Raw genomic sequence first — 19,140 nt, 5'->3', positions numbered from 1 at the left:
CCATGGATTTCGATGTCGCCTTCCTTCTCTCCACCTTCGTCAAGCTTGTTGCCGCGGTGCCGATGACGCTGGGGCTGTTCGCCTGTTCGGTCAGCCTGGGCGCGGTCTTTGCGCTCGGCATCACCTATTGCCGGGTTTCCGGGGGGGCGTTCCTGTCGGTCTTTGCCCGCGCCTATGTTTTCGTGTTTCGCGGCTCGCCGCTCCTCATCCAGATGTTCCTGATCTACTACGGTCTCGGCCAGTTTCCGGCCGTCCGTCACAGCCTGTTCTGGCCGGTACTGCGCGATCCGTTCTCCTGTGCGGTGCTGGCGCTCGCCCTCTGCACCGCCGGCTATCAGGCGGAGATCATGCGCGGTGGCCTTCAGGCCGTGCCGTCCCGCGAGATCGAGGCGGGCAGGGCTGCCGGCATGTCCGGTCTCTTGCTGTTCCGGCGCATCATCGCGCCGATCGCCATCCGGCAGGCGCTGCCGGCCTATTCGACCGAAATCATCCTGATGGTGAAGTCGACGGCTCTCGCCAGCCTCGTCACCGTCTGGGAGGTGACGGGGACAGCGCAGCGCCTGATTTCGCAGACCTATCGCACCATGGAAGTGTTCCTGGTTGCAACGCTGATCTATCTTCTGATCAATTTCATCATTGTCCGCGTGATGGCGCTTGTCGAATACCGACTGTCGCCGCATCTCAGGGAGCGGCCGGTTTCGGCGAGCGACGGCGGACGCCAGGGAGAGGTTCATGGCTGACGCCCCGGTACCGGCAATTTCGGTCCGCAACATTCACAAGTCCTTCGGCCAGCATGAGGTACTGCGCGGCATCTCGCTCGACGCTCAGGATGGCGATGTGATCTCCATCCTTGGGGCTTCCGGGTCCGGCAAGAGCACCTTCCTGCGCTGCATCAACCTGCTTGAAACGCCCGATGAGGGCGAGATCACGGTTGCCGGCGAGACCATCGCCATGAAGCGGAACCGGGCGGGCTCGCTGGTTCCGGCCGACCGCAAGCAGGTCGACCGCATCCGCTCCGAGCTCGCCATGGTGTTCCAGAGCTTCAATCTCTGGTCCCACATGACGGTGCTGCAGAACCTCATCGAGGGACCGGTCCACGTCTTGAAGCGTCCCAAGGCGGAATGTATCGCCGAGGCGGAGGCGCTGCTCGAGAAGGTCGGGCTCGCCGAGCGGCGGAACTATTACCCCTCCCATCTGTCCGGCGGCCAGCAGCAGCGCGCCGCCATCGCCCGGGCGCTCGCCATGCAGCCCAAGGCCCTTCTTTTCGATGAGCCGACGTCTGCGCTCGATCCGGAGCTTGTCGGCGAGGTGCTGAAGGTCATGCGGTCGCTCGCCGAAGAAGGGCGAACCATGCTGGTGGTGACCCACGAGATGGCCTTTGCCCGCAACGTCTCCGACAGAGTGATGTTCCTGCACGAGGGCGTCGTCGAGGCCGACGGTGCGCCGGAGGACATCTTCACCAACTCCGAGTCCGAACGCTTCCGGCAGTTCATCGGCAACTTCCAGGCCTGAGGGCATCATGACCGACATCGTCGTCGAAACCCATCTCGGCTGGCGCGACATCGCCGCCGTGGCCGAGGGCGCGCGCCTTCATCTCGGAGAGGCGGCGAAGCGCCGCATCTCGGACGCCCGCGCGATTGTCGAGGCGATCGTCGATCGGGGCATTCGCGCCTATGGCGTCAATACCGGTGTTGGCGCGCTCTGCGACGTGGTGGTGGACCGGCCGCTGCAGCGGCAGCTATCGCACAACATCCTGATGAGCCATGCCACCGGGATCGGCGCCCCGCTCGGTGTCGTCGAGACGCGGGCGATCATGGCGACCGCCGTCAGCAATTATGCGCTGGGCTATTCCGGGGTCAGGCTTGAGGTCGTCGAGGCGCTGGTGCGGCTGCTCAACGCCGACGTGACGCCGCTGGTGCCGGCCAAGGGATCGGTCGGTTACCTCAGCCATATGGCCCACATCGCTCTCGTGCTGATCGGTGCCGGCCGGGCACAGGTTGGTGACAAGAAGGTCACCGGCGCCGAAGTGCTGGCGGCGGGGGGTCTCGCTCCGCTGGAGTTGGGAGCGAAAGAAGGGCTGTCGTTGGTCAATGGTATTCCCTGCGCCACCGGACTGGCGGCGCTAGCCCTGAAGCGCACCGAACGGGTGCTGGACTGGGCCGACGCGATCGCGGCGCTGACCATCGAGGCGCTGATGGGCAATCCGGCGGCCTTCGATCCGGTTTCGCTGTCGCTTCGGGCGCCATCCGCCCTCCAGGCGGTTGGCGCGACCCTGCGGGGTCGGCTTGCTGGTAGTGGCATCATCGCGGCCGGCGCGGGGCGCAAGACACAGGACGCGCTGTCGATGCGCGCCGTACCGCATGTTCACGGTGCGGCGCGCGATGCCTTTGTCGCAGTTGCCGAGGTGGTGGGATGGGAGCTGGCGTCGGTGTCGGACAACCCGGCCATCGTCGGTACGCCGGAAGACCCTGGCGTTCATTCGGAGGCCCATGCAGTTGGCGCCGCCATCGGGCTGGCGCTCGATCAATTGGCGATTGCCGTCGCCGAGGTGGCCGCCATGGCCGAGCGGCGCCTCGACCGCCTGGTCAATCCGTTGGTGAGTGGGCTGCCGGCCTTCCTTGCCGCCGACAGTGGCGTCAACTCCGGCTTCATGATCGCCCAGTACGCGGCGGTGTCGCTCGTCAACGAGAATCGGCGTTTGGCGCTGCCCGCCAGTCTGGATGGTGGCATCACGTCGGCGTTGCAAGAAGATCATCTCAGCCACGCCACTCCGGCGTCGTTGAAGGCGCTCGCGGTGATCGAAAACGCAGAGGCTATTCTCGGCATCGAGCTTCTGGCTGCCGGCCAGGCTCATGAGTTCCGACCGGAGGGTCGAGCGGCGGGGACCGATCGTCTTTATCGCCAGCTGCGCGGCGTCGTCCGTCCTTACATGGACGACCGTCCGCTTGCCGACGACATGGCGGCGGCCGCCGATCTCATCCGGGCGACGCTTCCGGCTTGAGCGATCCGTATGCAAGTGAGTCAAACCGATTGACGGCAGGCGCTCAATCTTGTCATTCTACATTAGAAAACATCGTCAATATATTGATATTTATGTGTTTAATTTGCGTTGTTAATGTAGTGAATCCACGTCGTGTCCCAGTCACCTCATATGTTGATTCATCGTGTCTCGGAAAGTGATTCATGTTTCTTCATGTTGTGAATCAACGCGCTTTGGCCAATGGCGTATGTACGCATATCTGCGAATGACTCGCAAAAACACTGACCGAGCTATTGACAGATCCGCCCTAAATGTTGAAACCAATGGTCATCTTATAGACCGGCGGGAGGTTGGGGGTGCTGGCGCCGTTTCTCATCATGTTGCGCGAGGGCATAGAAGCTGCGCTGGTGACCGGTATCATCGCGAGCTACCTCAAGCAGACCGGCCGTGGCGCCTTCCTGCCTGTTGTCTGGATCGGTGTGCTGCTGGCCGTGGCGCTGTCGCTGTTCGCCGGCGCGGCGTTGCAGCTGATGGCGGCCGAGTTCCCCCAGAAGGCGCAGGAGTTGTTCGAGGCGATCGTCGGCTTCGTGGCGGTGACCGTGCTGGTCAGCATGGTGTTCTGGATGCGTCGGGCCGCCCGTTCGATCAAGGGGGAGTTGCATGGGGCGATCGATGCCGCCATGCAGGCTCCGAAGGGCGCCACATGGGCGCTGATCGGCATGACCTTCTTTGCCGTTGGGCGGGAAGGTCTTGAGTCGGTATTCTTCCTGCTCGCGGTGTTCCAGCAAAGCCCCGGCGCGGCCGCGCCACTTGGCGCGTTGCTCGGACTGCTGGTCGCAGCCATTCTGGGCTATGCGCTCTATCGCGGCGGCATTCGTCTCGATCTCAGGCGCTTCTTCCGCTGGACGGGCGTCTTCATTCTGATCGTTGCTGCCGGGCTCGCTGCGGCCAGTCTGCGCAGCCTGCACGAGGCGGGCGTATGGAACCTCCTCCAGACGCGCGTCTATGACTTGTCCAGCACGCTGCCGGTATCGAGCGTCATCGGGACGGTTCTCTCCGGTGTGTTCAACTATCAGGAGGCCCCGACGATCGGCGAGGCGGGACTATACGTTATTTTCCTCGCGGTGACGCTGGTGCTGTTCCTGAAGCCCGACCGACCGACCCTTTTCAGGGCTCCGGCCACCGGGACCGAAAAGGGGTAAGGATGTCTTCGCCTGATCCGCAACGCGCCGGCGGTCCGTCGTCGCGACTGATGACTATTGCCCTCGTCGGGGCCGGCGTGCTGGTCTTGGCCGGTGGCGGCGCCTTCTACCTGGCCTCGCAGCGGACAGTGCGCCCGAGCGAGCCGGGCACGATCGCCGTTCGCGTCGGTGACAAGAGCTGCGAGCCGATGGACCTGACCGTTCCGGCCGGTCGCAGCGTCTTCGAGATCGAGAATGCTTCGAACCGGCCGATCGAGTGGGAGATTCTCGATGGCGTGATGGTTGTCGAGGAGCGCGAGAACATCGCTCCGGGCTTCCGGTCGCAACTCGCCGCGCGCCTCAAGCCGGGTGTCTACGACATTACCTGTGGCCTCCTGTCCAATCCGCGCGGCAAGCTGACGGTGACCGCCTCGGCTCATTCGGAAGCGGAGAAGGTCAAACCGCCGCTGAAGGCCTTCATTGGTCCGCTGTCCGAATACAAGGTCTATCTCGCCGTACAGTCGGGGCAGATGGCTCGGGCGATTGGGGCGCTCTCGACGGCGATCGACGCCAGCGACATGGATGCGGCAAAATCCGCCTATGCCGCCGCCCGAACCGCCTATCGGTACGTCGAGGCAGTCAGTGGTCGCATTGCCGATCTGGAGAACGCCATCGATCCCGTCGCCACCTATCTGGCTGGCCGCGAGCAAGATCCCGCTTTCACCGGCTTCCACAGGATCGAGTTCGGCCTTTGGCGTGAGGGATCTGTCGCCGGTCTGAAGCCCGTCGCCGACAAGCTGGCCGCCGATGCGGCAACGCTCAGGGACCGTCTGAAGGCGGTGAAGTTCGAGCCGACCGATCTCGCCGGCAATGCGGCGCGCGAGGCGCGGCGGCTGGCCGAGGGGCCGGTGATCTCCGGCGACAACCTCTACGCCAATGACGAAGTCGTCGAGTTCGCCGCCGCCGTGGATGGCCTCGAAAAGCCGGTGTCTTTGCTTGTGCCTCTTGTGACTGAAGCATCACCCGACGTGGCGAAGGCAACAACCGATGCCTTCGCAGCGGTGCGCGCCGAACTTGGCAAGCTCAGTGGATCGGACGCCGCGCCGATCATCTACAGCGACGTTTCGCCGGATGCCCGTAAGGCGCTGGCGGCGGCCCTCGTTGCGCTCGCCGATGCGATAGACCGGATCAACCCGGCACTTGGCTTGGAGTAAACACCATGCTCGATCCGAAGGATCTTCAACGGTCCTCGTACCATCTGAATCGCCGCCGACTTCTGGCCGGGCTCGGCGCAACGGCGGTTGGCGGTTCGCTGACCGGCGCTGCCAGTGCGGAGACGATGCATCACTCGGTCGCCGACGCGCCGGTTGCCAACGCGGCGAGCCAGCTCGACAGCGTTCCGCATCTCGGCCTCCATCAGGCGGGAGTCGTCAATGGCCGCCCGGCCAACGGCATGGTGGCGAGCTTCGACGTGCTGGCAAGCAACGCCGACGAACTGGAAGCGTTGTTCCGCACACTGACAGAGCGCATAGCCTTCCTCACTGTCGGTGGCTCGGTGCCTATGCTCGATCCGAAGCTGCCGCCCGCCGACTCCGGGCTGTTGGGGCCGATCGTGCGTCCCGACAACCTGACCATCACCGTATCGCTCGGTGCCTCGCTGTTCGACGACCGGCCTTGGCTGGCGCCGCTGAAGCCAAGACATCTTCAGCGGATGATGCGCTTTCCCAACGACGCGCTCGATGCCGACATCTGCCATGGCGACCTGTCCCTCCAGATTTGCGCCAACACGCAGGACACGACCATCCATGCCTTGAGGGACATCATCAAGGCTTCCAGCCGTCAGATGATCCTGAAATGGAAGCAGGAAGGCAACGTGCCGGTGATCACGCCGGGACCGGACGGCCGCGCCGAGAGCGCCCGCAACTTCCTCGGCTTCCGCGACGGATCGGCCAACCCGGATTCCTCCGACGTTGCCGAGATGGATCGCGTTGTCTGGGTGGGGGCGGACGAGGGCGAGCCGGCCTGGGCTGTCGGTGGCAGCTATCAGGCGGTGCGCATCATCCGCAACTTCGTCGAGCGCTGGGATCGTACGCCCTTCGGCGAACAGGAGCGGATCATGGGACGCACCAAGATGACCGGTGCGCCCCTCGACCGTCGTCAGGGCAGCGAGTTCGACGTGCCGGATTATGCCGGCGATCCCGAAGGCAAGGCGACGCCGATGGACGCTCACATCCGTCTCGCCAACGAGCGCGACGAAGCATCGAAAGCCCACATCATTCTCCGGCGGCCATTCAACTACTCGAATGGGGTCACCCAGTCCGGCCAACTCGATCAGGGACTTCTGTTCATCTGTTATCAGGCGAACCTTGAGCGCGGCTTCATCACCGTACAGCAAAAGCTCAATGGCGAGCCGCTGGAGGAATACATCAAGCCGGTCGGCGGCGGCTTCTTCTACACGCTTCCTGGAATTCGCGATGCTTCCGACTACCTCGGCAGCTCGTTGATCGCCGCTGCGCGCGGCGCCTGAACCCGCTTCCATTTCATGAAGGGAGACCGAAACATGCGTATGTCCGGCCTTGTCGGCGCTTCGGCGCTGGCGTTCATTCTTTCGTCCGGCGCCTTTGCCCAGGAGGCGAGCCTCGACCTCGTCGAGCCGATCGCCGAATACAAGATCTACGTCTCTGAAAAGCTTGCTAAGCTCGTCGAGGACACCACCGCCTTCACCGACGCCGTGAAGGCTGGCGAGGTCGACAAGGCAAAGGAACTCTTTGCGCCGACCCGTCTTTCCTATGAGGCGATCGAGCCGATCGCCGAGCTGTTCTCCGACCTCGACGCGTCCATCGACTCGCGGGCCGACGACTACGAGAAGGCCGAAGCCGATCCGGAGTTCCCTGGCTTCCATCGCATCGAATACGGCCTGTGGGAGAAGAACTCCACCGAGGGCCTCGCGCCGGTGGCCGACAAGCTGCTCGCCGACGTCAAGGAACTCGAGGGGCGCATCGCCTCGCTGACCTTCCCGCCCGAGAAGGTGGTCGGCGGCGCTGCCGTGCTGATGGAAGAGGTTGCAGCCACCAAGATCTCCGGTGAGGAAGACCGATACAGCCACACCGACCTCTGGGACTTCCGCGGCAACTTCGATGGAGCTCGCAAGATCGTCGATCTGGTGCGGCCGCTGATCGCCGACAAGGAAGCCGATTTCCTGAAGACGGTGGACGCCAACTTCGAGACCGTCGACACAACGCTCGCCAAGTACAAGGACGGCGAAGGCTACGTCACCTACGACAAGCTGACCGACGATGACCGCAAGGTGCTGGCGGCGGCGGTCAATACGCTGGCCGAGGACCTGTCGACCCTCAGGGGCAAGCTCGGTCTCGACTGAGGCCCCTCGACCCCTGGTCATGAAGGCGGCGGTCCGGTTGGGCCGCCGTTTTCGTTTGCGGGTGTTCAGGCAGCCTTGATCTTGTCCAGCGTTGCCAAGGCTTCGACACAGGCTGCGGCGGCTTCGCGACCTTTGTTGGCCGCGTCATCGCGGCTACGGATCAGCGCTTGCTCGTCGGTATAGGTCGTCAGAATGCCGAAGGTGATCGGCACGCCGGTGGCGAGCGTTGCCTGCATCAATCCGGTGGCCGCACCGAGGCTGATGAACTCGAAATGCGCAGTGTCGCCCTTGATGACGCAGCCCAGGCAGATCACGCCTGCATAGCGCCCGGTCTTGGCCAGGGTCTGGGCGAGAAGCGGGATTTCGAAGGCACCGGGCGCATGGAACACGTCGGCGTCGGCAAGCGGGAGGCCGCGTTCTTCGAGTTCGCGCCGCGTACCGGCGAGCAGGCCATCCGTCACCTCCGGATTGAAGTGGCTGACGACGACGGCGAGACGTGGCGGGGTCGAGGGTTTGGTCATTGTTTCCTCAGGAGTCATGCTGGCAAAGGCTGTGGCCGAAGCGTTCGCCCTTGGTGGCGAGGTAGCGACGGTTGAACGGATTTGGAGTGATGACGAGCGGCACCTGACCGGCGACATCGAGACCGTAGCTCGCGAGCGCGTCGGTCTTGGCAGGGTTGTTGGAGAGCAGGCGCAGACGGTCGATGCCGAGCGCCTTCAGGATTTGCGCGGCGATGCCGTAGTGGCGGGCATCGGCGGGCAAGCCCAGGGCCGTGTTGGCATCGAGCGTGTCGAGGCCACCGTCCTGCAGCGCGTAGGCGCGGATCTTGTTGGCAAGGCCGATGCCGCGTCCTTCCTGGCCGCGCAGGTAGATGACCACGCCACCATCGGCATCCTCGGAGACGAGCCGTTGCGCTTCGTGAAGCTGGGGCCCGCAGTCGCAACGGAGCGAGCCGAGCGCGTCGCCGGTCAGACACTCCGAATGCACGCGGACCAGCGGCGTCTTTCCCAGCGGGCGGCGAACGATGGCAAGGTGCTCTTCCCCGTCGACGAGACTGCGGAAGGCATGGACGCGCAGCACGCCATCGGCGTAGGCCGTCGGCAGGTCGGCGCTTGCCACTTCCTCGACCAGTTGTTCGGTCGCCCAGCGATGCTCGACCAGTTCGGCGATGGTGAGCACGGGGATGTCGTGCTCCCTGGCGAAGGCGTCGAGTTCCGGCCGGCGCGCCATGTGGCCGCTTTCGCCCATCACCTCGCAGATGACGGCGGCGGGAGACAATCCGGCGAGACGGACGAGATCGATCGCCCCCTCGGTATGGCCGTTTCGGGCGAGTACGCCGCCATCGGCCGCCCGCAACGGGAAGACGTGGCCGGGCGACACGATGGCGCCGGGCGCCACCGCCGGATCGGCGGCGACGTGGATCGTGTGCGCCCGGTCGTAGGCCGAAATGCCGGTGGTGATGCCGTCGCGCGCCTCGATGGAGACGGTGAAGGCGGTCGAGCGGCGGGCGCGGTTCATCGCCACCATAGGGGAGAGGCCGAGCCTGTCGATCTGCTGGCCGGTCAGCGCCAGACAGATCAGCCCGCAGGCCTTCCTGGCCATGAAAGCGATGGCCTCAGGTGTGGCGAACTCGGCGGCGATCACGAGGTCGCCCTCGTTCTCTCGGTCCTCGTCATCGACGAGCAGGACCATGCCGCCGGCCTTCAGCCGGTTCAGTGCGCGAGATAGGGCTTGCATAGAGCCTCCACATATTTGGCGATGACGTCGACCTCGACGTTGATCTCGTCGCCGAGGGCGGCGGCGGAGAGGTTGGTGTTGTCCCAGGTGTGAGGAATGATGGTGATGCCGATACGGGCGCCATCGTTCGCCGGTTCGATGCTGTTGATGGTCAGGCTGATGCCGTTGAGAGAGATGGAGCCCTTCTCGACGCAGTAGCGGGCAAGCTCCGGCGGCAGGTCGAACTCCAGCCGCCGGGCATCGCTGTCGGGCGTCACGGCGACGAGCGTCGCCTTGCCGTCGACGTGGCCCTGGACCATGTGGCCGGAGAGACGATCGACGAGCGCCACGGACCGCTCGAGATTGACCACAGAGCCGGTGGCAAGACGACCAAGGTTGGAGCGGGACAGCGTCTCGGGTGACAGGAAGAAGCGCGCCGTGCCGGCCTCGTTCATTTCGGTGACGGTGAGACAGACGCCGTTGACGGCGATGCTTTCGCCGAGTTCGAGATCGGACCAGCCGGTGGGGATGGTGACGACCAGCGACCCGCCGGTCGCGTTGGCCGTCTCTACGGCGACGGTCCGGGCAATGATGCCGGAAAACATGGGATTTCAGCCTTTCTTGGTGTGGTTACGGGAAACGTTGACTTGGTCGGGACGCTCGGACTGGCTCTTCCTGATGACGACGTGTTCGTCCCAGAGGCCCGTTGCGAGGAGGGCGCCCGTCAATGTGGGACCGGCTTCGACCAGCACTTCATGGACGCCCTCGCTGCCGAGGCGAGCGAGAGCGTCGCCTATGTCGTCGAACAGCATGGGGCGCAGACCGCGCCGGGTCGCCTCGGCGAGATAATCGGCTGGAACCTGGCCGCTACGGTCGAGGATGGCGAGGATTCGGGCTTTGCCGGGATGGTCGGGGAGGTGGCGGACGGTGAACTCCGGGCGATCGGCCAGGATGGTGCCGCTACCAGTCAGAATAGCGTCGGCACGACGGCGCATGCGATGGGCCAGTGTCAGGGACACTTCGGAGGTGAAGGTCTTCCGGCCGGACGGGGGGATCATCGATCCCGTATCGTCGAGCGCTTGCTTGATCGTGACGAAGGGGCGGCCCGTCGTCACCCAGGTGGCGAAGGGAGCGATCAGGCGCTCGGCCTCGGCGGAAAGGCGGCCGGCATCCGGATGATCGAGCTCGGAGAGGAAACGAACCGAGAGATCGGCCGCCACGAGGCGGCTTGCCCCGCCGCCTTCCACACGGGGATTGGGGTCGGTCGCGGCGATCCACACCTCACGGGCAGGAGTCGATAGGATCGCTTCGGAGCAAGGCGGCGTACGGCCGTGGTGGTTGCAAGGTTCCAGCGTGACGACAACGGTGTGGATGCGGTCAATCGTGCCGGCCGCTCGGCAGGTCGCGATGGCGCGCGCTTCGGCGTGGAGATCGCCGGCCTTGCGGTGCGCTTCGACGGCGAGAATGTCGCCGGATACATCGAGTATGGCGCAGCCGACCGGTGGGTTGGGAGAGGTGGCGCCGGCGTATTCCGTCGCGGCGGCTATGGCGCGCGCAAAGGCATCGGCAATGATGCCAGCGGAAAGTGAAGGTGCGGTCTGGTCGTGTTGTGCGCCCATGCAGTCCTCGATCGGTCGATCGAACGCACTGGGGGCGCGAGCAAACGCAATAACGCACGCCTCCGGTCAGGAGGGCGCACGTGTGGCGTCAGCCGTTCTCTACCATCCGGACTATACCGTCGGCCCCGGAATCACACCGGGTCTGCTGACCCCGCCACCAAAAGGAAGCGGGCGCTCGCGGGCTGACGTGCTTTCGCACGATTACCGCCGGTGGGGAATTTCACCCCGCCCCGAGAACGTTCGCCGCCATGAAAGGCGGCGTCTGAAAGCATAGGCACGACGATCCGGCCGCGCAAGGTCGGATCGTTTACGAAGGGTGCCGCACACGGGAACGTGTCCGACGCGGGATATCGGCTTACGTTGCCGAGAAGACGATGGCCCGGTCGTTCGGCAACATGCCGTTGTCGATCTTGAAGGTCTGGTCGGCCTCGAGATTGGTGATGTCTGCGTCCGTCAGCGTCGGCGTGAAGTCGTAGAGCGCGGCAATCGTTTCGCTGGCGACGTCGTAATGGCGGCAAGATCGACAACAGCTTCGATCACCGCCTAGGGTGCCGGCAACAGATAGGCGTTGGTCCAACCTGCTTGACCTGTCAGCCACCGTAGCACAACGACGCTGGCCAACACGGCGGTTTGTGTGAGGATGCGGCGGGCGGGCATGACGACTGTCATACGTCCAAAGTTGCCCCTGTCGGGCGCGATTAGGAATTATTGAGAACGCAATTCATAAATGGTTACAGGTGTTTGCAATAAGCGCTATATCGTAGGGAACCTCGCACTTGCCTCCGTTTGCCAGATGATCGTCATTCCCTTCGACTGCTCCGATCCGATGATCCTTGCCGGGCGACTTCGCCCGTTGTCACGGTTTGCCTTTCTCGACAGCGCGCTCGCCGGCACCGGATTGGGCAACCACGCCTTTCTGGCTGCCGATCCCTTCGCGACGTTCCGTGTGATCGGAGAGCGGGCGTTCTGGAACGATGAGGAGATCGCGGCGCACCCGGATGATCCTCGGTCGCCCGGTCGTTGGGCGCTGGCCGAACTCGACCGGCGCCTGACGCTCTACCGGCAGGAACCGGTGGCGGGATTGCCGCCTTTCCAGGGAGGCGCCATTGGGCATGTCGCCTATGAGTTCGGCCGCCTGCTGGAACGGCTGCCCTCGACACCGCCGCCAACGGAAGGCATTGCCGAACTCGAAATGCATTTCTACGATGTGGTCGTCGCTTGCGATCTCGCTGCCGGCCGTGCCTTTCTCATCTCGACCGGTTGGCCGGAGTTGGAGCCGAACAAGCGGGAGATGAGAGCAAAGGCGAGGGCCGAGCAGTTCATAGCCATGATTGAGGGGACATCGCCGATCGAGAAACCCTTCACCGGTCGCGACGATCTCGCATTCAAGGCAAATCTCGATCGGCTCCGTTACGAGACCGCCGTGGCGCGAACGCGAGACTACATCCTGGCCGGCGACATCTTCCAGGCCAACATCACGCGCCGTATCGAGACCGAACTTCCAGCCGGCTTTGACGCCTGGGGCTACTATCGCGCATTGCGTGCCGCCAATCCCGCGCCCTTCGCCGCGTTCCTCGATCACGGCAAGACGCAGATCGTGTCATCGTCGCCGGAGCGGCTGATCGAGGTGAGAGATCGTCGGGTCGAAGCACGGCCGATCAAGGGAACGACGTCGCGGGTCGCCGATCCGACCGAGGATGTGGCCCGCGCGGCGGCGCTCGCGGCATCGGAAAAGGACCGGGCGGAGAATGTCATGATCGTCGACCTCCTGCGCTCCGATCTCTCCGCCGTCTGCAAGCCGCATACGGTCAAGGTGCCGAGCCTTTGCGGCGTCGAGACCTACGCCTCGCTGCACCACCTCGTATCGGTCGTGACGGGTGAGCTCCAGGACGGTTGCACGGCGGTGGATGCGCTCGCCGCCGTCTTTCCCGGCGGATCGATCACCGGCGCGCCGAAGATCCGGGCCATGGAGATCATCGCCGAGCTGGAGACGGTTCCGCGGGACGTCTACTGCGGGGCGATCGGCTATTTCGGCTTCGACGGCTCGGCCGACTTCAACATCGCGATCCGTACGGCGACTTTTGCCGGCGGGCGAGCATCGCTCGGGGCTGGGGGCGGGATCACTCTGCTGTCCGATCCCGCCGCCGAGTTCGATGAGGCCGAACTCAAGGCGAAGCGGTTGATCGACGCTTTGGGGAGTCCAACGTGATCGTCGTCTTGGACAACTACGACAGCTTCGTCGGCAATGTCGCCCGTTATCTCGTCGAACTCGGCGAGGAGGTGACCGTGCTGCGCAACGATGCGATCGATGTGGCTGGGATCGTCACTCTCGGCGCGGAGGCCGTGGTGATAAGCCCCGGCCCCTGCGGACCCGGCGAGGCGGGCGTTTCGACGGATGCGGTGCGCATGCTTTCTGGCCGTCTGCCGATCCTCGGCATTTGCCTGGGGCATCAGTGCATCGGAGCGGCATTCGGGGCGAGGATCGTTCGGGCGCGTGAGCCGATGCACGGGCGGTCGTCGTCGATCACCCATGAAGGGACCGGGCTGTTCTCAGGACTTCCGAGCCCGCTCCTTGTCGGGCGCTACCATTCGCTGGCCATCGATGTGCCGGCGGGAACGCCGCTCCGCGTCACGGCACGGAGCGAGGGCGGCGATGTCATGGCGGTCGAACACGTGGAGAATCCGACGTTCGGCGTGCAGTTCCATCCGGAAAGCGTGCTCACCGAAGGTGGCTATCGAGTGTTCGCCAACTTCCTGTCCCGCTTGCCTGGGCGGGCAGGGCGGCATGTTACCGCCCCGCTCGGCCCGCTCTGATCACTCCATGGTCGGCATGATGAAGTCGGCGCCGGAGCGAATGCCGGTCGGCCACCGGCTCGTCACCGTCTTGAGGCGCGTGTAGAAGCGCACGCCCTCGGACCCGTGCATGTGATGGTCGCCGAAGAGCGACGCCTTCCAGCCGCCGAAGGAGTGGAAGGCCATCGGAACCGGGATCGGTACGTTGACGCCCACCATTCCGGCCTGGATGCGGGTGGTGAACTCGCGAGCACTGTCGCCGTCGCGGGTAAAGATGGCGGCGCCGTTGCCGAACTCGTGCTCGTTGATCAGTCGCACGGCGGAATCGAAGTCGTCGACGCGCACGATACCGAGCACCGGTCCGAAAATCTCTTCGCGATAGATCCTCATCTCGGTCGTGACGTTGTCGAACAGGGAGGCCCCGATGAAGTAGCCATTCTCTGCGCCGGGGCTGACGAAGCCGCGACCGTCGAGCACAAGGTTCGCGCCTTCCTCGACACCGCTGTCGACATAGCCGCGCACCTTCTCGAGGTGAGGCTTCGACACCAGCGGGCCCATTTCCGACGCCTTGTCGGTCCCGGCGCCAATGACGAGTTTCTTTGCGCGTTCAGCGAGCTTTTCAACGAGTGCGTCGGCGGTAGCCTTGCCGACGGGCAGGGCGATGGAGATGGCCATGCAGCGCTCGCCGGCCGAACCGTAGGCGGCGCCCATCAACGCATCCGCCGCCTGATCGAGATTGGCGTCGGGCATGATCACCATGTGGTTCTTGGCGCCGCCAAGCGCCTGGCAGCGCTTGCCGTTCTTCGTAGCCGTCTCGTAGATGTAGCGGGCGACCGGCGTCGAGCCGACGAAGCTGACGGCGGCGATGTCGCGATCGTGGAGCAGGGCGTCGACGGCGACCTTGTCGCCCTGCACCACCTGGAAGATCCCCTTGGGAAGGCCGGCTTCGGCCAGCCATTCGGCGATCAGCAAAGATGCGCCGGGGCAGCGCTCGGATGGCTTCAGGATGAAGGCGTTGCCGCAGGCGAGCGCCACCGGGAACATCCACATCGGCACCATGGCCGGGAAGTTGAACGGCGTGATGCCCGCGACCACGCCGAGCGGCTGGCGCAGCGAATGGCTGTCGACACCGGTGCCGACGTTCTCGGAAAACTCGCCCTTCAACAGCTCCGGGGCGGCGATGGCGAACTCGACCACCTCGATGCCGCGCTGGATCTCGCCTCGCGCGTCGCTCAGCACCTTGCCATGCTCGGCCGTGATGACGGCGGCGAGATCGCCGGCCCGCTCTTCCATGATGCCAAGGAAGCGATTGAGGATACGGGCACGACGCAGAGGCGTGGTCGCCGCCCAGCGCGGTTGGGCTGCCTTGGCGGCTTCGACGGCGACCCGCACTTCCGCCTCGCTCGCCATGGCGACGCGTCCCGTCTCCGCGCCGGTGGCGGGGTTGAACACTGAGGTCGATCGGCCGGAGCTGGGGGAGACGCGGCTGCCGTCGATGAAGTGGCCGATGGTTGTCGTCATTTTCCTTATTTCCCTCTGGTTGAATTGAGCTGTCCTGCTCGCTTGAGGTGATAGAACACCAAGACCGGGTTGCGCGGCAATATGCTGGCTTGGAAAACCATTGTGCATTAATGTGAAGGCATGGATTGGGATCATTTTCGCGTGTTTCTCGCCGTCGCCCGTAGCGGACAGCTTTCGGCCGCGGCGCGCAGGCTGGGTGTCAACCACACCACCGTGGCGCGCCGTCTCGATGCGCTGGAGGCGGAGCTTGGCGCGGCTCTGTTCGAACGGCGACCGACCGGCTGCGTGTTGACCGAAGCCGGCGAGCGCTTGATTCCGCTGGCCGAGCGCATCGAGATCGAGACGCGAGCGGCGCTCGCGGCGGTGTCGTCCGGTGAGACCGAGATCACCGGCACCGTCCGCGTCGGCGCGCCCGACGGTCTTGGAAACAGCTTTCTCGCCCGCGAGCTGGGATTGTTCGCCGCGCAGCACCCCGGGGTGCTCGTGGAGCTCGTTCCGTTGCCGGTGAAGTTCTCGGTGTCGCGGCGCGAGGCCGATCTCGTCATCGAGCTGTCTCGACCGACAACGGGTCGCCTCGTGGCGACGAAGCTCGTCGACTACACGCTGGGCGTTTATGCGGCCGAGGAGTATCTCGCCAACCATGGTTCGCCTGCGAGCCTCGACGATCTCGCCGGCCATCGTCTCGTCACCGGCATCGACGACTACACCTTCTCGTCGGCGCTCGACTATGCGGCCACCTTGCAGGCCTACTCGAAACGCCTCTACCGCTGCGCCGGTGCGACCAGCCAGTTCGAGGCGATCTGTGCCGGCGCCGGCATCGGCGTGCTGCACGATTTCATGGCGCTTGACGCGACAGGGCTTGTCCGGGTGCTGCCGGAAGTGAGCTTCTCTCGTACCTATTGGCTGGTGGGCCACCCCGGCGCGACATCGATTGCCGCCATCGCGGCCTGCCGGCGCTACCTCGTCGAAAGCTTCCGTCGACAGCGCCGCCACTTCCAGCCCGTTGGTCCGGCCAAGGTATCGTCATCTCCTGGGTGATCCGATAACGGAACAAAGTTCCAACATCGCCAGGTTTTATAGAACGAACTTCCGATCATTGTCGCTGAGCGACAACGCCATGCTTTGGCTTGGATGCGACTTTCGTATAAAATTTCGTGTAGAAATCAAGTTATTCGAGTGTTCGAGTGATGGCCATGGACAGGGCGTCGAGACTTTGGTCAGGCGAGGTTGCGACTGGCCGGTCGTCGGCCATCGACCTCTACTGGCATCGCCTAAAGGGCGAGGCGGAGGCGGCCATGGTGCGCGAGCCGGCGCTCACGTCGCTTCTCGCCGCCACCATTGTCGAACAGCCCGACCTTGCGACGGCGCTTGCCTACCGCCTCGGTCAGAGGCTCGCCGGGGACGAACTCGCTCCCGAGGTCATCGCCCGAACCATATTGAAGGTACTCGACGCCGAGCCGGGCATTCTGGATGCCGTGCATGCCGATCTCAAGGCGGTGGTCGAGCGCGATCCGGCGTCGGGTCGCCTGATCGAGCCCTTCCTGTTCTTCAAGGGCTTCTCGGCCATCCAGGCCCATCGGATCGCCCATCACTTGTGGCGGGTCGGCCGGCGCGACATGGCCCTGGTGTTGCAAAGCCGCTCGTCGTCGGTGTTCCAGACCGACATTCATCCTGGAGCCAAGATCGGGCAGGGCATCTTCATCGACCATGCCACCGGTGTCGTGATCGGCGAGACCGCCGAAATCGAGGACGAGGTGTCCATCCTGCAGGACGTGACGCTGGGCGGCACCGGGACGCACACGGGCAAGCGCCATCCGACAATCCGGACCGGCGTGATGATCGGCGCCGGCGCCCAGATCTTCGGCCCGGTGGAAATCGGCGCCTATTCCAAGGTCGCTGCCGGCTCGCTGGTGACGACCACCGTGCCCGCTCACTCGACGGCGGTGGGTACGCCGGCCCGCATCATACTGGGCGATGCGCCCGCCAATCCGGCCCGCAACATGGACCAGATGCTCACCGAGCGCGATTACTCCGCTTTCACCTGGGTGATCTGATCGACGGGCTGCCGATGTGCGTGCACGATATCGAGGGCGGCTCGGATGGTCCGGGCCGCCTTCGTCGTTTCGGGTTCAGTGGAACAGGCGCGGCAGCCACAGCGAGACGGCTGGAACGTAGGTGACGATCATCAGCACCAGGAAGGCGGCTACATAGAACGGCCAGATGGTGCGAGCGGCCTGCAGGATCGGGATCTTGGCGATGGCACAGGTGACGAACAGCACGGAACCGACCGGAGGCGTACACAGTCCGATGCCGAGGTTGAGGATCAGTATGGCGCCGAACTGAACCGGGTCCATGCCGAAGGCGGTGACCACCGGCAGGAAGATCGGCGTCGTGATGATGATCAGCGGCGCCATGTCCATGAAGCAACCAAGCACCAGCAGGATCAGGTTCAGCAGCAGAAATATGACGAGCGGGTTTTCCGACACCGCCTGCATGGCGGCGACCATCGCAGCAGGTACCTGCAGCAGTGCCAGGAGCCAGGCGAACGAAGCCGCCGAACCGATGACCATCAGCACCATGGCGGTGGTTCGCACCGCCCCCAGCGTTGCCTCTCGGAAGTCTTCCCAGCTCATCGATCGATAGACGAGCAGTGTGATGAGCAGCGCATAGATCAGCGCGATGCAGGAGCTCTCCGTCGCCGTGAAAATGCCCGAACGGACGCCGCCGAAGATGATGGCGATCAACAGGATGCCGGGGATGGCGTTCAGGACGATCGGGCCGATCCTGTGCCAGCCGGGGAAGAGTTCGGCCGGATAGCCGCGACGCCGAGCAACCCAATAGGCGGCGATCATGAGCGAGGCGGCCAGCAGCAGACCGGGTATGACGCCCGCCGTGAACAGGTCGGCGATGGAAATCTTGCCGCCGGCCGAGATCGAATAGATGATCATGTTGTGCGACGGCGGGATCAACAGCGCGATGATGGCGCCGACGGAGGTGATGTTCACCGCGTAGTCGACGTCATAGCCGCGCTTCTTCATCTGCGGGATCATCAGACCGCCAACCGCCGAGGCATCGGCAACGGCCGACCCGGAGACGCCGCCGAACATGGTCGAGGCGACGATGTTGACCTGTCCCAGCCCCCCGCGCGTATGCCCGACCATCGAGGCGGCCAGCCGCACCAGCTTCTCGGCGATGCCGCCGCGCGCCATGACGTCACCGGCATAGATGAAGAAGGGGATGGCCAGAAGCGCGAAGGAGCTGATGCCGGAGTTGAGCCGCTGAACGACGATGACCGGCGGCATGCCCAGGTAGAGAATGGTGAACAGGGACGAGATCGCCAGGCAGAAGGCGATGGGCGTGCCGAGCACGAGAAGGCCCACGAAAGAGCCGAACAGGATCCAGAGTTCCATCAGGATGCATCCCCCGGCTGCGCGGTTTCAGAGATGTCGGCCCCGGAGCCGTTCGCTCCGAAATGCAGCCGAATGATCCGTTCGACGGCGAACAGCGTGAACAACAATCCCGAACAGATCAACGGCAGGAAGTCGGTCGCGCCGGTAATGCCGAGACCCGGGATCAGCGTATCCCAGGTTCGGGCGGCAAGCTGAAACCCGTACCAGGAAATGAACAGGCCGAAGACGGCGATGAGCGTCAGGGAAACCGTGTCGAGCAGGCGGTTGACCGACGGCGGCGCCAGGTAACGCAAGAGATCGAGCCCGAGGTGAAAGTTCTCCCGAACGCCGACCGCCGCGCCGAGAAAGATGAACCAGCCCATCAGCTGGATCGCCATCGGTTCGGCGAAGGTCAGCGAGAAGTTGAGAACGTAGCGGCTGAACACCTGGGCGCCGACGACAATGGTCATCAGCACAAGCGCGATACCGGCCGCGACCAACGTCGCTTTGGCCAGCCTGTCGATAAGGTGGAAAAGCAAGTTTTGTCGGGTCTTCATGGCTT

Annotated in this window: 19 protein-coding genes and 1 riboswitch; of the genes, 11 read left to right on the top strand and 8 right to left on the bottom strand. The window is 64.4% G+C overall.

Annotation, left to right across the window (positions count from 1 at the left end; genetic code table 11):
• Positions 1 to 2: 2 nt before the first annotated feature.
• From M4J39_RS03410 to efeO (M4J39_RS03380), 7 genes are all read left to right on the top strand, one after another.
• A complete protein-coding gene (locus tag M4J39_RS03410; protein WP_251726387.1) occupies positions 3 to 740 on the top strand; it encodes an ABC transporter permease in 738 nt (245 codons plus the stop codon).
• Positions 733 to 1,512 carry an ABC transporter ATP-binding protein gene (locus M4J39_RS03405; RefSeq protein WP_251726386.1) on the top strand — a complete coding sequence of 260 codons (780 nt, stop codon included), beginning with the start codon at positions 733 to 735 and terminating at the stop codon, positions 1,510 to 1,512. Before M4J39_RS03410 ends, M4J39_RS03405 begins: the two co-directional genes overlap by 8 nt.
• A 7-nt stretch (positions 1,513 to 1,519) precedes the next feature.
• Positions 1,520 to 3,001 (top strand): histidine ammonia-lyase, encoded by a 1,482-nt coding sequence (hutH, locus tag M4J39_RS03400; RefSeq protein ID WP_251726385.1) that lies wholly within the window; start codon positions 1,520 to 1,522, stop codon positions 2,999 to 3,001.
• A 335-nt stretch (positions 3,002 to 3,336) separates the two neighbouring features.
• Positions 3,337 to 4,182, top strand: coding sequence for an iron uptake transporter permease EfeU (gene efeU, locus M4J39_RS03395; RefSeq protein WP_251726384.1), 846 nt, complete (start codon positions 3,337 to 3,339; stop codon positions 4,180 to 4,182).
• 2 nt (positions 4,183 to 4,184) lie between these two features.
• Positions 4,185 to 5,375, top strand: a complete 1,191-nt coding sequence (efeO, locus tag M4J39_RS03390) for an iron uptake system protein EfeO (RefSeq protein WP_251726383.1) — start codon at positions 4,185 to 4,187, stop codon at positions 5,373 to 5,375.
• 5 nt (positions 5,376 to 5,380) lie between these two features.
• A complete protein-coding gene (gene efeB / locus M4J39_RS03385) occupies positions 5,381 to 6,688 on the top strand; it encodes an iron uptake transporter deferrochelatase/peroxidase subunit (RefSeq protein ID WP_251726382.1) in 1,308 nt (435 codons plus the stop codon).
• 33 nt (positions 6,689 to 6,721) lie between these two features.
• On the top strand, positions 6,722 to 7,540 hold the full coding sequence (gene efeO, locus M4J39_RS03380; protein WP_251726381.1) for an iron uptake system protein EfeO: 819 nt from the start codon (positions 6,722 to 6,724) through the stop codon (positions 7,538 to 7,540).
• 65 nt (positions 7,541 to 7,605) lie between these two features.
• Here efeO (M4J39_RS03380) and ribH read toward each other — a convergent pair whose 3' ends face one another.
• The 5 genes from ribH to M4J39_RS03355 all read right to left on the bottom strand — a co-directional run bounded on the left by ribH (position 7,606) and on the right by M4J39_RS03355 (position 11,452).
• On the bottom strand, positions 7,606 to 8,061 hold the full coding sequence (gene ribH / locus M4J39_RS03375) for a 6,7-dimethyl-8-ribityllumazine synthase (RefSeq protein ID WP_251726380.1): 456 nt from the start codon (positions 8,059 to 8,061) through the stop codon (positions 7,606 to 7,608).
• 7 nt (positions 8,062 to 8,068) lie between these two features.
• Positions 8,069 to 9,277 (bottom strand): 3,4-dihydroxy-2-butanone-4-phosphate synthase, encoded by a 1,209-nt coding sequence (gene ribB, locus M4J39_RS03370; RefSeq protein WP_251726379.1) that lies wholly within the window; start codon positions 9,275 to 9,277, stop codon positions 8,069 to 8,071.
• Entirely contained in the window at positions 9,253 to 9,861 is a 609-nt protein-coding gene (locus M4J39_RS03365) for a riboflavin synthase (RefSeq protein WP_251726378.1), read from the bottom strand. The genes ribB and M4J39_RS03365 overlap by 25 nt, the downstream gene beginning before the upstream one ends.
• 6 nt (positions 9,862 to 9,867) lie before the next feature.
• Entirely contained in the window at positions 9,868 to 10,875 is a 1,008-nt protein-coding gene (ribD, locus tag M4J39_RS03360) for a bifunctional diaminohydroxyphosphoribosylaminopyrimidine deaminase/5-amino-6-(5-phosphoribosylamino)uracil reductase RibD (protein WP_251726377.1), read from the bottom strand.
• 90 nt (positions 10,876 to 10,965) lie between these two features.
• A riboswitch (FMN riboswitch) is annotated at positions 10,966 to 11,117 on the bottom strand.
• Between the two features lie 113 nt (positions 11,118 to 11,230).
• Positions 11,231 to 11,452, bottom strand: a complete 222-nt coding sequence (locus M4J39_RS03355; protein ID WP_251726376.1) for a hypothetical protein — start codon at positions 11,450 to 11,452, stop codon at positions 11,231 to 11,233.
• Positions 11,453 to 11,668: 216 nt separating this feature from the next.
• On the opposite strand from M4J39_RS03355, the gene pabB reads away from it, so the two are divergent.
• Both pabB and M4J39_RS03345 read left to right on the top strand, forming a co-directional pair.
• Positions 11,669 to 13,084, top strand: coding sequence for an aminodeoxychorismate synthase component I (gene pabB, locus M4J39_RS03350; protein ID WP_251726375.1), 1,416 nt, complete (start codon positions 11,669 to 11,671; stop codon positions 13,082 to 13,084).
• Positions 13,081 to 13,689 carry a gamma-glutamyl-gamma-aminobutyrate hydrolase family protein gene (locus tag M4J39_RS03345; RefSeq protein WP_251726374.1) on the top strand — a complete coding sequence of 203 codons (609 nt, stop codon included), beginning with the start codon at positions 13,081 to 13,083 and terminating at the stop codon, positions 13,687 to 13,689. The genes pabB and M4J39_RS03345 overlap by 4 nt, the downstream gene beginning before the upstream one ends.
• On the opposite strand, the gene M4J39_RS03340 is transcribed toward M4J39_RS03345, so the two are convergent.
• Positions 13,690 to 15,189, bottom strand: coding sequence for a CoA-acylating methylmalonate-semialdehyde dehydrogenase (locus M4J39_RS03340; RefSeq protein ID WP_251726373.1), 1,500 nt, complete (start codon positions 15,187 to 15,189; stop codon positions 13,690 to 13,692).
• A 120-nt stretch (positions 15,190 to 15,309) separates the two neighbouring features.
• Here M4J39_RS03340 and M4J39_RS03335 point away from each other — a divergent pair, with 120 nt between their 5' ends.
• Complete coding sequence (locus M4J39_RS03335) at positions 15,310 to 16,227, top strand: LysR family transcriptional regulator (protein WP_251726372.1); 918 nt, start codon at positions 15,310 to 15,312, stop codon at positions 16,225 to 16,227.
• Between the two features lie 155 nt (positions 16,228 to 16,382).
• Entirely contained in the window at positions 16,383 to 17,243 is an 861-nt protein-coding gene (gene cysE / locus M4J39_RS03330) for a serine O-acetyltransferase (protein WP_251726371.1), read from the top strand.
• Positions 17,244 to 17,318: 75 nt separating this feature from the next.
• Here cysE and M4J39_RS03325 read toward each other — a convergent pair whose 3' ends face one another.
• Together M4J39_RS03325 and M4J39_RS03320 are read right to left on the bottom strand one after the other, a co-directional pair.
• The gene (locus M4J39_RS03325; RefSeq protein ID WP_251726370.1) at positions 17,319 to 18,599 is read right to left on the bottom strand and encodes a TRAP transporter large permease; all 1,281 of its coding nucleotides are present in this window, start codon (positions 18,597 to 18,599) and stop codon (positions 17,319 to 17,321) included.
• Positions 18,599 to 19,135: a TRAP transporter small permease gene (locus M4J39_RS03320; protein WP_251726369.1), complete on the bottom strand. Its 537-nt coding sequence runs from the start codon at positions 19,133 to 19,135 to the stop codon at positions 18,599 to 18,601. The genes M4J39_RS03325 and M4J39_RS03320 overlap by 1 nt, the downstream gene beginning before the upstream one ends.
• Positions 19,136 to 19,140: the final 5 nt, after the last annotated feature.

The organism is Pleomorphomonas sp. NRK KF1, from assembly GCF_023721755.1.
GTDB lineage: Bacteria > Pseudomonadota > Alphaproteobacteria > Rhizobiales > Pleomorphomonadaceae > Pleomorphomonas.
Note: the sequence above shows the minus strand (reverse complement) of the source record. Positions and strands in the feature narration are given on the sequence as shown.

Coding starts and splice junctions, on each gene's coding strand:
- M4J39_RS03410 (WP_251726387.1), top strand. CDS start 3: ATGGATTTCGATGTCGCCTTCCTTCTCTCCACCTTCGTCAAGCTTGTT.
- M4J39_RS03405 (WP_251726386.1), top strand. CDS start 733: ATGGCTGACGCCCCGGTACCGGCAATTTCGGTCCGCAACATTCACAAG.
- hutH (WP_251726385.1), top strand. CDS start 1,520: ATGACCGACATCGTCGTCGAAACCCATCTCGGCTGGCGCGACATCGCC.
- efeO (WP_251726383.1), top strand. CDS start 4,185: ATGTCTTCGCCTGATCCGCAACGCGCCGGCGGTCCGTCGTCGCGACTG.
- efeB (WP_251726382.1), top strand. CDS start 5,381: ATGCTCGATCCGAAGGATCTTCAACGGTCCTCGTACCATCTGAATCGC.
- efeO (WP_251726381.1), top strand. CDS start 6,722: ATGCGTATGTCCGGCCTTGTCGGCGCTTCGGCGCTGGCGTTCATTCTT.
- ribH (WP_251726380.1), bottom strand. CDS start 8,061: ATGACCAAACCCTCGACCCCGCCACGTCTCGCCGTCGTCGTCAGCCAC.
- ribB (WP_251726379.1), bottom strand. CDS start 9,277: ATGCAAGCCCTATCTCGCGCACTGAACCGGCTGAAGGCCGGCGGCATG.
- M4J39_RS03365 (WP_251726378.1), bottom strand. CDS start 9,861: ATGTTTTCCGGCATCATTGCCCGGACCGTCGCCGTAGAGACGGCCAAC.
- ribD (WP_251726377.1), bottom strand. CDS start 10,875: ATGGGCGCACAACACGACCAGACCGCACCTTCACTTTCCGCTGGCATC.
- pabB (WP_251726375.1), top strand. CDS start 11,669: ATGATCGTCATTCCCTTCGACTGCTCCGATCCGATGATCCTTGCCGGG.
- M4J39_RS03340 (WP_251726373.1), bottom strand. CDS start 15,189: ATGACGACAACCATCGGCCACTTCATCGACGGCAGCCGCGTCTCCCCC.
- M4J39_RS03335 (WP_251726372.1), top strand. CDS start 15,310: ATGGATTGGGATCATTTTCGCGTGTTTCTCGCCGTCGCCCGTAGCGGA.
- cysE (WP_251726371.1), top strand. CDS start 16,383: ATGGACAGGGCGTCGAGACTTTGGTCAGGCGAGGTTGCGACTGGCCGG.
- M4J39_RS03325 (WP_251726370.1), bottom strand. CDS start 18,599: ATGGAACTCTGGATCCTGTTCGGCTCTTTCGTGGGCCTTCTCGTGCTC.
- M4J39_RS03320 (WP_251726369.1), bottom strand. CDS start 19,135: ATGAAGACCCGACAAAACTTGCTTTTCCACCTTATCGACAGGCTGGCC.